Consider the following 14,721-nt stretch of genomic DNA (forward strand, 5'->3'; position numbering starts at 1 on the left):
ACAATGATCGCCAAATTCCCCCGGGGTGCCATGCCCTCAGAACCGGGTGCCCGCTGACCGCGCGCCCTCAGGACCGGTCGAACCAGGTGGGCTGTTCCTCCGCCATCGCCTGCTTGATCCGGAAAACGCCGAACTCGTGCAGATCGGGCAGCGCGTCGGTGGCGAACCAGCCCACTTCCAGGGACTCGTCGTCGTTGACGCGCGCCTGGCCGCCGACGGCCCGGCAGCGCATCGTGATGTCCATGAACTGACAGACGTCGCCGTTCGGGTACGTGATCGGTTCGAGCGCCTCGACCAGAACCACCCGCTCGGGCACGCAGTGCACGGCGGTCTCCTCGAACACCTCGCGCACCGCGCACTCGGCGGGCTGCTCCCCCGGATCCGGGATGCCGCCGATGACCGACCACTTGCCGTTGTCGGAGCGCCGCCCGAGGAGGACTCTGCCCTCGTCGTCGAAGACGATGGCGGTGACGCCCGGAATCCACAACGGCTGGTGGCCGATGTCGGCCCGGAGGGTGCGGATGAAGTCAGGAGTTGCCATGCGTCGACCCTAACGGGCGCGCCTGGCCCGCACGGCCGCCGTGACCGCCCAGCCGAGGCCGCCCGCCGCGATGAGCACGAGCACGCCCTCGGGAAGGACGCCGAGCCGGGTGGCGGGGGTCCGCTCGGAACGCAGCGGCACCTCCTGGACCAGCGAGTCCGCGGTGAACCACGTCGTCTTCTGGGAGACCTCGCCGTCCGGCATGATGATCGCGCTGACACCGCTGGTGACCGGGACGGTGACGGTGCGGCTGTGCTCGACGGCGCGGATCCGGGACATGGCGAGCTGCTGGTACGTCATCTCGCTGCGGTCGAATGTCGCGTTGTTGCTCGGTACGGAGATCAGCTGGGCGCCATGGGTGACGGTGTCCCGCACGGCCCAGTCGAAGGCCGCTTCGTAGCAGGTGGCGAGGCCGACCTTGGTGCCCGCCATGGTGAAGACGCCGGGCTCGGTGCCGCGGCTGAAGTCCTGGCGCACCATGCCGACGTCGCTGCTGAAGAAGCCGACGACGGAGCGCAGCGGAATGTACTCGCCGAAGGGCTGGATCTGCCGCTTGTCGTAGGTGTCCGTGGGGCCCTTCTTCGGGTCCCACAGGATCTGCTCGTTGAAGAGCCTGCCGTCCTCGGTCTCGACGACTCCGCCCACCGAGATGGGCGCCTTGATCGCCTTGACGGCGCGCTCGATCGCGGCGCGCGCGTCGGGGTTGGTGAACGGGTCGATGTCGGAGGAGTTCTCCGGCCACAGCACGAAGTCGGGCTGCTTCGCCTTGCCCGCCTTCACCTTGTCCGCGAGCCGTACGGTCTCGCGCACATGGTGGTCGAGTACGGCACGGCGCTGGGCGTTGAAGCCGAGACCGGCCTGCGGGACATTGCCCTGGATCGCCGCGACGGTCGCGGTGCCGTCCTCGGCGTCGTCGCCGACGAGCGGCTTCGCGGCGAAGGCGCCGAGAACCGGGACGAGCACGCTCAGTGCGGCGGCCACCGCGGCGCCCCTGCGGACGGAACCGGAGCCCCGCGCGTCAAGGACCTGCCGGACGACCTCGTACAGGCCGAATCCGCACAGGACGACCGCGAAGCCCAGCACGGGCGTACCGCCGAGTGCGGCCAGCGGCAGGAACGCGCCGTCCGCCTGCCCGAAGGCGATCTTTCCCCAGGGGAAGCCGCTGAACGGCACACGCGCGCGTGCCGCCTCGCCGGCGATCCAGAGGGCCGCCGCCCAGAGCGGAAATGCCGGCAGCCGTGACACGACGGCGATGCCCGCTCCCACCAGAGCCACGAACATCGCCTCGATCGCGGCGAGCGCAAGCCACGGTCCGGGGCCGACCTCCACGCCGGTCCACACCAGGAGCGGCAGCAGGAAGCCGAGGCCGAAGAGGTAGCCGAGCCCGAGGCCCGCCTTCCAGGTACGGCCGCGCAGGCACCAGGCGAACACCGCGAAGGCGGGCAGGGCCAGCCACCACAGGGTGCGGGGCGGGAAGCTGACGTAGAGCAGCACTCCGGAGAGTGCCGCCGCGCCGGCCGGGACGAGCCCCCGCAGGAAGCGGGCCTTGCGGGAGGACGCTGCGGGCTGCGGTTCGAGCTGCTCCGACTCGTCTACGGAGGTGGTGGTGGCGGTCACTCGGGGAGTGTACGGCGCGTCACCCCGGCACGGGTCGGCGGATCATTCCCGCGCAGTCGTATCGTCCCCGCACAGCCGGAACGTTCCTGCGCAAGCTGTCCCCTTTAGCTGGTCGAAGCGGCTACGGTGTGCCCGAGTCCCCGACATGCGGCCCATTCCAGCCACAGAGATCGGGGCCCGTCACGCATCGGGGGGCGACGGGGTGGGGGCAACGGGGATGGCTGCGACGACCGGTCCTGCGGAGACGTACGAAAGGCGCGGCGCGTCCGACGCGACGGGCGTCGCACTGCTCGGTGTCTGCGCCGCCTGGACGCTGATCACCGCGGGAGTGCGCGGCGGACAGCCGGAGGGCGTCCTGCTCGCGGTGCTCGCCGTGGCCGCGGGGTACGCGGGCGGCCGGATCTGCGGCACGCTCCTTCCGGTCGCCGCGCCCCTCGCCGGAGCGCTCGCCGGGATCGCCCTGGCCGCGGCCGCCCCACAGCTCTCGCCGGGCCCGGTGAGCACGGCGCCGCTGGGCCACACCGGCGCCACCGCCGCGCTGCTGATCCTGGCGTCGGGGGCGGCCTGCTGCGCCGCGTGGGCGGCCCCGCGGCCCGCGCTGCGCCTGGCGCTGCGGCTGCTCGCCGCGGGCGTCGTGGTGGCCGCGGCTGCGCTCGGCTCGATGGCCGGGGTCGCCGCCTGCACCGGCATCCTGCTCTGCTCGCTGGCCTCGGCGATCCTGCTGCGGCGCCGGGCCCTGGGCCTTGCGGGCCTTGCCCTGGCGACCGCGCTGGTGACCGGTCTGACCTGGGCGATCGCGGACGACGTACTGCCGGACGGACTGGCCGCCTCCCTGGAGGGGCAGCTCGACGGGCATCGGATACGGCTGTGGCAGGACGCCCTGGACCTGGCGGGCCGGGAGCCCGCGCTCGGGGTGGGTCCGGGACGGTTCGGGGACGTCAGCCCGACGGTGGCCGAGAATCTGCTCCCGGACGGCAAACCGCACTCCGCACCCCTGCAGCAGGCGGCGGAGCAGGGCTACGCGGGCCTGGCGCTGCTCGCGGCGGTGTTCTGCTGGCTTCTGTACGCCCTGTACCGCTCGCCGCGCTCGACCCAGGTCGTCCTGTCGGCGGGGGCCGCCCTGACGGCGCTGGCGGCGGTGGCCTCGGTCGGCAACGCGCTGAGCGTGACGGCGGTGACCACGGGGGCGGGCTATCTGGCGGGCATCGCGACCGCGCGGCCGCTGGGCGAGGAGGCGGAGCGGGCAGACCAGGATGCGCGGCTCAGGCCGCCGGGCTCCCCGCCATCGGCAGCCGGTCGCGGATGATCCGGACGGCCGCCTCCGCGTGGTCGACGGTGACGGTGAACTTGCGGCCGTCCGCCAGCCTGAGCACCAGGCCCTCGCCGCGCCGGACCACGACGGCGGTGCCGATGTCGGGCCGCGAGCGGTAGCCCCAGCCGCCCCACTGGCGCGGGCTGACCGCCTGCGCGAAATCGGCGCCCACTACGTGGGAGAGCGGGATACGGCGGCGCGGCAGACCCATGTGGCCGCAGCGCACCTCCAGGGAGTCCTTGTCGACCCGCACGGCGACATGGACGAACGCGAGGGTGCCGAAGAGCATCAGGAGCCCGGCGGCGATGCACCCCACGACGGACATGGCGAGCGCCGCGATCCCGTGCGTCCACATGCTGTCGACGGCAAGCTCGATGCCCAGCGCCAGACAGGCTGCACCGGCCAGCGCCAGCAGCCACTGGAAGCGATTGGTCGCACTGCCGGTCCAGACTTCAGGCGGGGCGCCGGCCGCGCCGTCGGACTCGCCGTGGGTGTGGTCCCTCATGCCAAAGAGACTACTCACGTTCCGGCGCGAAGGCACCGCATCGCGGAGCGTGACTGCTCCGGGCGGACTTCGGCTCCAGGGGCGGGTTCAGCTCCGGGCGGGCTTCAGCGCGCCGGGGTGGCCGCGGCGAGCAGTCGGCCCTCCGCGTACGTGTGGGCCGCGGGCGGCAGCTCTGCGGTGCGGCCGCTCAGGATGACGGTCAGGCCGCCCTCCGCACCTGTGCCCGCTCCGGGGAGCGCTCCGGTCCTGCGCAGCGCCTGGGCGGCGACGGCTCCGGCGGAACCGTGCAGGACCAGGGGCGGCAGTTCCGGCTGCTGGACGGCGGTGCGGATACGTTCCGCCACCAGCTCGTAATGGGTGCAGCCCAGGACGACGGCCGTTACATCGCGGGGCGTGAGGGCCGCCGCGGCGGCGATCGTCCTGTCGATGGCCTCCTCGTCGGCGTACTGGACGGCGTCCGCGAGGCCGGGGCAGGGCACTTCGGTGACGGCCACGCCGTCACCGAACTGCTCGATGAGGTTGCGCTGGTAGGGGCTTCCGGTGGTGGCCGGGGTGGCCCAGATGGCGATCGGGCCGCCGCCCGCCACAGCCGGCTTGATCGCCGGCACCGTCCCGATGACGGGCAGGTCGGGCTCGAACCGGGCCCGCAGGGCGGGCAGGGCGTGCACGGACGACGTGTTGCAGGCCACGATCAGCGCGTCGGGCCGATGTGCGGCGGCGGCCTCGGCGATGGCCAGCGAACGCTCGGTGATGTCCTCGGCGGAACGCGGCCCCCAGGGCAGTCCGTCCGGGTCGGAGGAGAGGACGAGATCGGCGTCCGGCCGCAGGCGACGTACCGCGGCCGCCGCGGCGAGCAGTCCGATACCGGAGTCCATGAGCGCGATCTTCACCCGGTCACCATAGTCGATCGGCCTCCTGGGACCGGCGCCGTGGGGCAGACTGCGGCGGATGAGCGCCGTTGTGTGGATCGCCGCCGGATCGCTTGCAGCGTGGCTGTGGCTGCTGTTGGGGCAGGGCTTCTTCTGGCGCACGGACGTCCGTCTCCCCCCGCTCCGCGAACCGGACGGCCGCCGCCCGGACAGCTGGCCCTCGGTCTGCGTCGTCGTCCCCGCGCGCGACGAGGCCGCCGTACTGCCCGAGAGCCTGCCCTCACTGCTCGCCCAGGACTATCCGGGGCGGGCCGAGGTCTTCCTTGTCGACGACGGGAGTTCGGACGGCACCGGCGAGCTGGCCCGCACGCTGGCCGACCGGCACGGCGGGCTGCCCCTGACCGTGGGTTCACCGGGCGAACCCCCGGCGGGCTGGACGGGCAAGCTGTGGGCCGTACGCCATGGGATGGGTCTGGCACGCGCGCGTGAGCCTCGTTATCTGCTGCTCACCGACGCGGACATCGCCCATGAACCGGACAGCCTGCGGCAGTTGGTGGCGGCGGCCGGGACCGGCGGCTTCGACCTCGTCTCGCAGATGGCGCGGCTGCGCGTCGAGAGCGTGTGGGAGCGGCTCGTCGTCCCCGCGTTCGTGTACTTCTTCGCGCAGCTGTATCCGTTCCGCCGGATCGCGGCCCGAGGGTCGCGGACGGCGGCGGCGGCCGGTGGCTGTGTGCTGCTGAGCGCGACGGCCGCCGAGCGGGCCCGGATTCCCGACGCCATCCGGCACGCGGTGATCGACGACGTGTCGCTGGCACGGGCCGTGAAGCGTACGGGCGGCCACATCTGGCTGGGGCTCGCGGAGCGCGTCGACAGCGTGCGCCCCTATCCCCGGCTCGGGGACCTGTGGCGGATGGTCTCGCGCAGCGCCTACGCCCAGCTGCGGCACAACCCGCTGGTCCTGCTCGGCACGGTCCTGGGGCTCGCCCTGGTCTATCTCGTGCCGCCGGTCGCCCTGATCGCGGGCCTGGCCGCCGGGAGTGCGGCCACGGCCCTGCTCGGCGGCCTCGCGTGGCTCCTGATGACGGGTACGTACGTCCCGATGCTGCGCTACTACCGGCAGCCGCTGTGGCTCGCTCCCCTGCTGCCGTTCACCGCGTTCCTCTACCTCCTCATGACGGTGGATTCGGCGGTGCAGCACTACAGGGGGCGCGGTGCGGCGTGGAAGGGGCGGACGTATGCCCGCCCCGATCCCGCTCCGGAGCAGCGCTGAACCCGGGGATCACTTCCTGCCGGGCGTCCAGTTCATGCCCCACCCGTAGGCGTAGTCGATGGTGCGCTGCGGGCTCACGCCGCGTTCGGGGACGAGATAGCGGGCCTCGCGCTGGACGAAGAGGTCGCCGCCGTTGTTGGTGAGCAGCGCGAGGGCGCAGACCGTCGAGGGCACCGTGCACTCGTCGAGCGAGAAGTCGATGGACGCGCCGTGCTGCGGCTGCAGCGTCACCGTGGCGTTCAGGTCGGCGAAGCTGCGCGCACCCTCGTAGATCGTCACGAAGATGACGATGCGCTTGAAGTCCTTGATGTGGTCGAGGTTGACGGTGAGGTTCTCACCGGTGGCGACCGCTCCGGTGCGGTCGTCGCCGTCGAGCATCACGTACGGGGGCTGGTCCAGCGACCCGAAGGCATTGCCGAGCGCCTGGACGACTCCCTTGCGGCCGTCGGCCAGTTCGTACAGGGCGCACAGGTCGAGGTCGAGGTCGGAGTGCATGGCCACGGCCCGGCCGAGCTTGGCGCCCCAGCCCTTGAACTGCTTGCGCACCTCCCAGTTGAGGTTCACGCGCATCGCACCGGAGGTGCCGCCCTGCTTCTTCAGCGAGACGGTCGGCGCCTCCTTGGTGAGCGTGACCTTCGAGAGGCGTACGGGCTGCGCGGCGGGTGCCTGGGGCGGGGGCGGCGGTGCCTGCACCCGCGCCGCCGGGGCCGGCGGGGGCTGCACCGGGGCCGGGGCGGGTGCGGCTGCGGGTGCCGGGGCCGCCTGCTGGGGTTCGTCCACCGTGATGCCGTAGTCGGTGGCCAGGCCCTCGAGTCCGCTGCCGTAACCCTGCCCGACCGCGCGGAACTTCCAGGCGCCCTGGCGGCGGTAGAGCTCGCCGAGGACGAACGCCGTCTCGACGGTGGCGTCTTCGCTGTCGTACCGCGCGATCTCCGCGCCGCTGCCCGCGTCGACGACCCGGACGAAGAGTCCGGGGATCCGCCCGAACGTTCCGCCGTCGGTCGACGCGGCGAGCACCACCGTCTCGACGGCGGGCTCCACGCGCGCGAGGTCCACCGAGAGCGCGTCGGTCACCCGGCCGCCCTCGGTCTTCTTGCCCTCGTGCCGGACGGCCCCCGAGGAGTGCACCGCCTGGTTGTAGAAGATGAAGTCGTCGTCCGAGCGGACCTTGCCGGAAGCGGCGAGGAGCAGCGCCGACGCGTCGGCGTCCGGTACTCCGGGCCCCGACGACCACCCCAATTCGACCCGCACGGCAGGTGCGGTCACCGGAACATTCGATCCTTTAGGCATTGACATGTCCGCCCCCATCGCAAGTCGCCACATCCGGCCGGGCCGCCGTCTCGTTCATGACCAACCTATTACCCGTGGGCGCGCACCGGGCCCACGACCGCCGTGGATCCCTTTCACACGGCGCCTCACGGCCTTCTCGTCAACCCTGCGTCAACCGCCGGTAACCCGTACGGAGCTTGGCTTTTACACGATTCCTACGCCGCTTCGCGACCGATTTTTCCTAAGTTCGCTCGCATTGAGGACGCCCAGTCACTACCGGCACGTAAAACAACCCTCTTATCGGTCTCCCCAACCAGCACATCAAGGGCTTAACTTATGTCTCATGACCTCCCCCCGCTCCACCTATGGCGGCGGTTACTACTCCGCGCCGTCCTTCCCGGACACCCCGATCTACGACTCGCTCGTCGCCGAGCGGGGCACTCCGCAGATCGCCCCGATCCGGGTCTCCCCTGCGTACGACACGGGCAGTCACAGCCATCTGCCCGCGCTCCCGGCCGCCCTGCCCGCACTGCCGGCCGCCCCTTCCCACCACAACCCCGCGTACGGCTACGCGGCGGCCCCGCAGCCCGCCCCGCTGCAGCAGGCCCCCGCCCCGTACATCCCGCAGCAGCCGTCGGCGCCGCGCGGATACCCGGGGCCCCAGCAGCAACAGCAGCGCCCGCCGGCCGGTACGGGCTACGAGGCGATGCGCCCGGCGGCGCCCCGCCCCGCCCCCGCGACGTACGAGGACCCGTACAACCGCCCCTACCGCGGGTACTGAGCCGGTACTGAATCGCCCGCATGCGTCCCTGTCAGTGGCGGCTGGCAGGATGGCGGCATGCCGTATCCAGCGCTGCACTCGATCCACTTCTACCCGCTCAAGGCGGTCGGGGGACACGCTCCGCGTGAGGCCGTCGTCGAGCCCTGGGGGCTCGCGGGTGACCGTCGGTGGGCCCTGGTGGACAGCGCGGGACGAGTCGTCACGCAACGGCCGCATCCGCGCCTCGCGTTGGCCGCCGCCGAGCTGCTGCCCGGCGGCGGCATCCGGCTGTCCGGGCCCGGACGCGAGCCGCTGACGGTCGCCGAGCCGGAGCCCGGCGGCGAGAGCGTCATGGTGGAGATCTGGCGCGACAAGGTCGAGGCACTGCCTGCCGACGCGGCGGCGCACGCCTGGTTCAGCACCTACCTGGAGACGGACGTACGCCTCGCCCACCTGGACGTCCCGACCCGGCGCCCCGTCGATCCGGCGTACGCGAAGGACGGCGAGACGGTCTCGTTCGCCGACGGCTTCCCGCTCCTCCTGACCACGCTCTCCTCGCTCGACGCCCTGAACTCGCTGATAGCCCAGGGCGACCACTCCGACGAGGGCCCGCTCCCCATGAACCGTTTCCGGCCGAATGTGGTCGTGGACGGCACCGCGCCCTGGGCCGAGGACGGCTGGTCGCGCGTGGCGATCGGCGACGTCACGTTCCGCGTGGCCAAGAAGTGCGGGCGCTGCGTCGTGACCACCACCGACCAGCTGACGTCGGAGCGCGGCAAGGAGCCGCTGCGCACCCTCGCCAAGCACCGCCGCTTCGGTGACCAGCTGGTCTTCGGCCAGAACCTGGTGCCCGAGTCGACCGGTTCGATCCGGATCGGCGACCCTTTCACGGTCATCGGGTGAACGGCCGCGCGGTGGGGAACTCGAAGGCGAGGCGCGGACGTTGAGCGTCGATGAGAAGGGTGATTTCCCTCTCTCTTCTTCCCACCGACGCGTGGGCCGTGCCGTTCGCGGTTAAGACGGACGCGGAAGGGGGTGCAGGACTGTGCGAGCTCTCGTCGGGCTCTGGCGCTGGCGGCACAATCCGCTGCGCCGGAAGACCGACCTGATGGAGGCGTGGGTGGCCCTCGCGGCCCTCCTGCTCATCGCCGTCGCGGCGCCGGTGACCGGCTCCGTGGTCGGCGGCCTCACGCGAGACGCCCTGCTGCAGTCGGTGCGGGAGCAGCGCGCGACGCATCACGAGATCGCCGCCACCGTGGTCAGGAAGGTCTCCAGACCTCCGGTCGACCCCGACCCCGAGACCTCGTCCGCGCGGGACGCGCACAGCCGCGTGGTCGCCAACTGGACGGCTCCGGACGGCTCGACGCGCTCCGGCACGGTCGTCGCCGACCTCGAAAAGCCGGAGCCGGGCGACCGGTTCCGGATCTGGACCGACGAGCGCGGCCAGGTCGTCGGCCGCCCGCTCGACGACGTGACGGCCGCCACACATGCCGCACTGGCCGGATTCGGCGCCGCGATCGCCGTCGTGGGCATCGTCGAGGGCACACGGCGGCTGGTCGTCTGGCGTATGGTCCAGCGGCGCTACGACCGCTGGGACCAGGCCTGGGACAAGGCGGGACCGGACTGGGGGCGTACCGGCACCGGCTCCTGACGAGGTGACAGACCCGCGATGACCAGGTGAGAGCCTGGCGATCGGGTCAACTCGCCCCCGCCGCGCGCGCTACGGTGGACCGGCCGAACTCTTCGGCTCCTTGCGCGAGGTCGTGAGGTCCCGCGTACGACGAGGTGGGGGCAGAGCAACTCCATGGCACAGGGCACGGTCCAGGTGACGCACACCGGCACGTCGCGGTGGCGGCGCCGCACGGGCGAGTACGCATCGCTCGCCGCAGCCTTGGAGGCCGCGACCGACGGTGACGTCCTCACCGTCGCACCCGGCACCTATCGCGAGAACCTCGTCGTGCAGCGCGCGGTGACCCTGCGCGGCCCCGAGGGCTCCCCCGGCTCGGTCCGCATCGCACCGTCGGACGGCGTGCCGCTCACGGTCCGCTCCTCCGCGGTCGTGCAGGACCTGCACGTCGAGGGCCAGGACTCGGCGGCGCCCGCCCTCCTTGTGGAGGACGGGGCGCCCGAACTGGTCGACGTACGCGTCGTGACGCGCTCGGCGTCCGGGATAGAGGTGCGCGGCGGCGCACGCCCCACGATGCGCCGGTGCACGGTCGACAACCCCGGCGGCATCGGCATCGCCGTGCTCGACGGGGGCGGTGGTGTCTTCGAGGAGTGCGAGGTCGTCTCGGCCGGGCAGTCGGGCGTCGCCGTGCGCGGCGGCGCGCACCCCCGCCTGGAGCGCTGCCGGGTGCATCACGCGTCGGGCGCCGGGCTCTCGGCGACCGGCGAGCAGACCGGGCTCGAGGCGATCGGCTGCGAGGTGTACGAGGTCAGGGGCGCCGGTGTGCAGATCACCGGCCGGGCCACCGCGCACCTCACGGACTGCGACGTGCACCGCACCACGTCGGACGGCGTCACGCTCGACACGGACGCCGTCCTGACGCTCGCCGACTGCCGGATCCACGACATCCCCGAGAACGCGATCGACCTGCGCTCCCGCTCAGTGCTCACGCTGACGCGGTCCACGGTGCGGCAGTTCGGGCGCAACGGCCTTTCGGTGTGGGATCCGGGCACGCGGGTGGACGCCAACCAGTGCGAGATCCACGACAGCACGGGCGACTATCCGGCCGTGTGGGTCAGCGACGGCGCGACGGCCGTCCTGGAGTCCTGCCGGGTGCACGACGTGCCGGACGCGCTGTTCGTCCTGGACCGCGGCTCGCGCGCCGACGTCGTCGACAGTGATCTCTCGCAGGTGCGCAACACGGCGGTGTCGGTGAGCGACGGCGCGACGGCGCAGCTCGACGACTGCCGGATCAGGGAGGCCGCGACCGGCGCCTGGTTCCGCGACCACGGCAGCGGCGGCACGCTCGCCAACTGCACGGTCGACGCCGTCCAGACAGGCGTCATCGTCACCAAGGGCGCCGACCCCACGATCGAGCGCTGCACGGTCACATCGCCCGCCGAAGCGGGCTTCTACGTCTCGGCGGGCGCGCGCGGCACCCTGACGGGCTGCCGGGTGACCGACAGCGGGGGCTACGGCTTCCATGTGATCGACGGCTGTCGTACGACGCTGAAGAAGTGCCGTACAGAGCGGTGCGCGCGCGGCGGCTTCGAGTTCGCCGAGGACGGTCCGCTCGTCGAGGACTGCACCAGCGACGAGAGCGGCGGACCCCGGACGAGCGCGCGGGAGGCCGCGCCCGCCGTCCAGACGGCCACGCAGTCGGCCGGGCTGCTCGGCTCGATCCCCGGTCAGCGCACGACGGAGCGGCAGCCGGAGCCCACCGCGGCGCCCGAACAGCCTTCGCGTACGTCGAAGGTCGTACTCGGTGAACTCGACGCGCTGGTGGGCCTGGACAGCGTCAAGCGCGAGGTGCGCGCCCTCACGGACATGATCGAGGTCGGGCGGCGCCGGCAGCAGGCGGGCCTCAAGGCCGCGTCCGTCCGCCGGCATCTGGTGTTCACCGGCTCCCCCGGCACCGGCAAGACGACCGTGGCGCGCCTGTACGGCGAGATCCTGGCGTCGCTGGGTGTCCTGGAGAGCGGGCATCTCGTCGAGGTGTCGCGGGTCGACCTGGTCGGCGAGCACATCGGGTCGACGGCGATTCGCACGCAGGAGGCGTTCGACCGGGCGCGCGGCGGCGTGCTGTTCATCGACGAGGCGTACGCGCTCTCGCCCGAGGACTCCGGCCGTGACTTCGGCAGGGAGGCCATCGACACCCTGGTGAAGCTGATGGAGGACCACCGCGAGGCGGTGGTGGTGATCGTCGCGGGCTACACGGCGGAGATGCAGCGCTTCCTCTCGGTCAACCCCGGTGTGGCGTCCCGCTTCTCACGGACCATCACCTTCGGCGACTACGCCCCGGAGGAGCTGCTGCGGATCGTCGAGCAGCAGGCCGACGAGCACGAGTACCGCCTCGACACGGGCACGGGCGAGGCCCTCCTGAAGTACTTCACGGCACTTCCCAAGGGCCCCGCCTTCGGCAACGGCCGTACCGCGCGCCAGACCTTCGAGGCGATGGTCGAGCGGCACGCGGGGCGGGTGGCCCAGCTCGACGAGCCGAGCACGGACGATCTCACCCTGCTGTACCCGGAGGATCTGCCGGAGCTTCCGTGACGTCCGCCTCGGGCCGCTGGGCCGGGACGCCCGGCCTGAGCCGGGCGAGCAGCCTGGCCCGTTCCTCGGCGAACGCCGGGTCGGCCTGGTAGTCCCCGTGGCCCAGGATCGGCGCGGGCAGCGGATGGTCCTCCGTACGCCCGTACGCGAGAGGGTCCTTGAGGGTGTCCCGGTCGACCTGCGGCCCTTCCTCCTCGGGGCGGACCCGGAAGACGGGGCCGCCGATCGGGTCGGTGGCGCGGTGCAGATTGCGCCAGCAGTCGACCTCGCGGTGCAGGGAGCTGAGGGCGGCGGGTCCGAAGTGCGCCGGGAACCAGCGTCCGTAGAGCCGCTCCAGGGGTGAGCCGTAGGTCAGCAGGGCGACCCGCTTGCGTACGGAGGGCCACAACTGCCAGGCGGCAGCGGCGGCGAGGACGCTGCCCTGCGAGTGCCCGGAGATGACGAGCCTGCCGCCCTTGGCCTTGGTGGCGCTGGTCCAGGTGTGCATCCGCCAGGTGAGGTCGGGGACGGCGCGCTCGGCGTAGCAGGGCGGGGCGAAGGGGTGGGCGGCGCGCGGCCAGAACGTGCCGACGTCCCAGAGGATGCCGATGGTGCGGCGGGCGGAGGGGTCCTTGTAGGCGCGGCGGCCCCAGGTGACGAACAGTATGAAGCCGAAGCCGATCAGCCAGGAGCCGAGCGCCTGGGCGGTCTGCGCCACCCCCTCGACGAAGTCGGGGGTCCCCTCGGCGGCCTCGCCCGGCACCTCCTCGCTCAGCCAGGCGCCGACGAGCGCACCGGCGCCCAGGAACAGCGTGACGGCGGAGGTGATGCCGACGATCAGCGGTGCCCGGTCGGTGAGGGCGGCGCGGGCGCGGGTGCTCGCGATGCGCCGGGTGCGGGCCGAGTCCTCGGGCTCGCCGGGGTGTTCCTCCTTCACCTTCGCCATCTCGCGGCGCTTGTGGCGCACCGTGCGCACGCCGAGGTAGCCGCAGATCACGGCTACGACGATCAGGAGGGGCGGGATCACGGACGCCTGCCAGGTGAGCAGCACGGGCGGGCCGTCGATCGTGCCGCCCGCGCCCGGCGCTCCCGATCCGTCCAGCCAGTCGGCGACGCGCTGGGCGCCGCCGCCGGACATCACGCCGCCGAGCGCACAGGACAGCATGGCGACGGCGGGGCCGGCGAAGCCGCGGATCGCGGTGCGCGGGTCGGGCTTGGTGCGGTACAGGATGCGGGCGACGACGGCGAGGGCGACGACCAGGATGCCCTGGACCAGGGCGATGCCGCCGAACGTCGCGTCCCCGGGCAGCCGGCCCTCGGACGTCCACTCGGGGCGCGACCAGCCGGCGTACAGGAGAGTGAGGACGAGCAGGGAGAGCGCGCCGAGCGGCAGGCGGCGGATCAGCTTCTCGTCGAGGTGCCGGTCGAGCCTGTTCTCGCTGCGGCCCCTGCGGCACACCACCCAGACCACCAGGGCGGCGCCGATCATGAGCGTGCCGTCCAGGATCCAGCCGAGGACGTCGAGCAGCACGGGCCCGCCGTCCCTGCGGTCGTGGCGCGCGGCCGACGTGCCCACGGCGGCGGCCACCGTGAGGAGGCCCGCGGCCGTGTGCGCCGCGCGCAGCCGGGCCACCAGGCGGCGGCCGTACCAGAAGCCGGGCCTGCCGAGCGCGGTCCGGGTGGTCTCCTCCTCGGGGTCCTGCTGGTGCGGCAGCGGTGTCTGGGACTCGTAGGCGCTCCAGGTGCGGTGCGAGAGGTACCAGAGGAGGACCGTGAGGGCGGTCGGCACGAGCGCGGCGAGTGCGAGGCGGCGGCCTGGCTGGGACCACCAGCCGCCGTGCCCGGAGGCGTCGGTCGCGAGGAAGCCGAGCCAGGAACGGCCCTGGGCGCACTCGGGCGTACCGGCGCACTGCCAGGCCGTCAGGTCGATGGCGACCTCGCAGGCGGCGGCGACAAGGAGCACGGTGAGGGTGAGCCCGGTCAGGCGGACCAGGAGGCCGTAGGTGCGGACGGTGCGTTTCCTGCGCCGCGATGTGGGGCGCATCCAGTGCGCCAGGTTGACGACCATGAAGGGCAGCAGCAGGAGCCACAGGGCCCGGGAGCCGTTGCCCGAGGTCAGATTGCACCAGACGTACGCCTCCGGGACCGGTTTCCCCCGGTAGTCCTCCGGGCGCTGTTCGGCGTCGGCGTCCTCGGTGCGGCGGAACACGGCCGCCGTCCCGTCGCCGGAGACCCGTACGGTCCGCGGGTCGCCCAGCATCTCTTCCGGTGTGGTGCCGCCGACTCCGTGGACGAGGAGTTCGAGCGCCATGTCTTCTTTGCGGGCCGTGTCTTCGGTTGTGCGGGCCGTGTCTTCCGATGCGCGGGCCGTGTCTGCCGA

12 protein-coding genes are annotated in these 14,721 nt (G+C 72.6%); 6 read left to right on the forward strand and 6 right to left on the reverse strand.

The genetic code is table 11. The features are described 5' to 3' along the window. Positions 1-67 precede the first annotated feature (67 nt). Positions 68-541, reverse strand: coding sequence for an NUDIX domain-containing protein (locus ACIBKX_RS18080; protein WP_363274145.1), 474 nt, complete (start codon positions 539-541; stop codon positions 68-70). A 9-nt stretch (positions 542-550) separates the two neighbouring features. Further along, positions 551-2,158 (reverse strand): apolipoprotein N-acyltransferase, encoded by a 1,608-nt coding sequence (lnt, locus tag ACIBKX_RS18085; RefSeq protein WP_363274146.1) that lies wholly within the window; start codon positions 2,156-2,158, stop codon positions 551-553. 217 nt (positions 2,159-2,375) lie between these two features. Here lnt and ACIBKX_RS18090 point away from each other — a divergent pair, with 217 nt between their 5' ends. Continuing rightward, the gene (locus tag ACIBKX_RS18090; protein ID WP_363274147.1) at positions 2,376-3,464 is read left to right on the forward strand and encodes an O-antigen ligase family protein; all 1,089 of its coding nucleotides are present in this window, start codon (positions 2,376-2,378) and stop codon (positions 3,462-3,464) included. Here ACIBKX_RS18090 and ACIBKX_RS18095 read toward each other — a convergent pair. Together ACIBKX_RS18095 and ACIBKX_RS18100 are read right to left on the reverse strand one after the other, a co-directional pair. Continuing rightward, complete coding sequence (locus tag ACIBKX_RS18095) at positions 3,421-3,975, reverse strand: hypothetical protein (protein WP_363274148.1); 555 nt, start codon at positions 3,973-3,975, stop codon at positions 3,421-3,423. The two genes, ACIBKX_RS18090 and ACIBKX_RS18095, sit on opposite strands and share 44 nt — an antisense overlap. Positions 3,976-4,079: 104 nt before the next feature. Continuing rightward, positions 4,080-4,850 carry an aspartate/glutamate racemase family protein gene (locus ACIBKX_RS18100; protein ID WP_363274231.1) on the reverse strand — a complete coding sequence of 257 codons (771 nt, stop codon included), beginning with the start codon at positions 4,848-4,850 and terminating at the stop codon, positions 4,080-4,082. A 73-nt stretch (positions 4,851-4,923) separates the two neighbouring features. Here ACIBKX_RS18100 and ACIBKX_RS18105 point away from each other — a divergent pair, with 73 nt between their 5' ends. Beyond that, entirely contained in the window at positions 4,924-6,114 is a 1,191-nt protein-coding gene (locus tag ACIBKX_RS18105) for a glycosyltransferase (RefSeq protein WP_363274150.1), read from the forward strand. A gap of 9 nt (positions 6,115-6,123) precedes the next feature. Here ACIBKX_RS18105 and ACIBKX_RS18110 read toward each other — a convergent pair whose 3' ends face one another. Then, positions 6,124-7,410, reverse strand: coding sequence for a TerD family protein (locus tag ACIBKX_RS18110; protein WP_363274152.1), 1,287 nt, complete (start codon positions 7,408-7,410; stop codon positions 6,124-6,126). Between the two features lie 316 nt (positions 7,411-7,726). On the opposite strand from ACIBKX_RS18110, the gene ACIBKX_RS18115 reads away from it, so the two are divergent. From ACIBKX_RS18115 to ACIBKX_RS18130, 4 genes are all read left to right on the forward strand, one after another. Further along, a complete protein-coding gene (locus tag ACIBKX_RS18115) occupies positions 7,727-8,164 on the forward strand; it encodes a DUF6643 family protein (RefSeq protein WP_363274153.1) in 438 nt (145 codons plus the stop codon). Between the two features lie 57 nt (positions 8,165-8,221). Next, a complete protein-coding gene (locus ACIBKX_RS18120; RefSeq protein ID WP_363274154.1) occupies positions 8,222-9,046 on the forward strand; it encodes an MOSC N-terminal beta barrel domain-containing protein in 825 nt (274 codons plus the stop codon). Between the two features lie 142 nt (positions 9,047-9,188). Further along, positions 9,189-9,794: a hypothetical protein gene (locus ACIBKX_RS18125; protein ID WP_363274155.1), complete on the forward strand. Its 606-nt coding sequence runs from the start codon at positions 9,189-9,191 to the stop codon at positions 9,792-9,794. Between the two features lie 153 nt (positions 9,795-9,947). After that, positions 9,948-12,362 (forward strand): right-handed parallel beta-helix repeat-containing protein, encoded by a 2,415-nt coding sequence (locus tag ACIBKX_RS18130; RefSeq protein WP_363274156.1) that lies wholly within the window; start codon positions 9,948-9,950, stop codon positions 12,360-12,362. Here ACIBKX_RS18130 and ACIBKX_RS18135 read toward each other — a convergent pair. Continuing rightward, on the reverse strand, positions 12,322-14,652 hold the full coding sequence (locus ACIBKX_RS18135) for a hypothetical protein (protein WP_363274157.1): 2,331 nt from the start codon (positions 14,650-14,652) through the stop codon (positions 12,322-12,324). The genes ACIBKX_RS18130 and ACIBKX_RS18135 overlap by 41 nt on opposite strands. Positions 14,653-14,721: the final 69 nt, after the last annotated feature.

This window comes from Streptomyces sp. NPDC050658, from assembly GCF_044457025.1.
Lineage (GTDB): Bacteria > Actinomycetota > Actinomycetes > Streptomycetales > Streptomycetaceae > Streptomyces.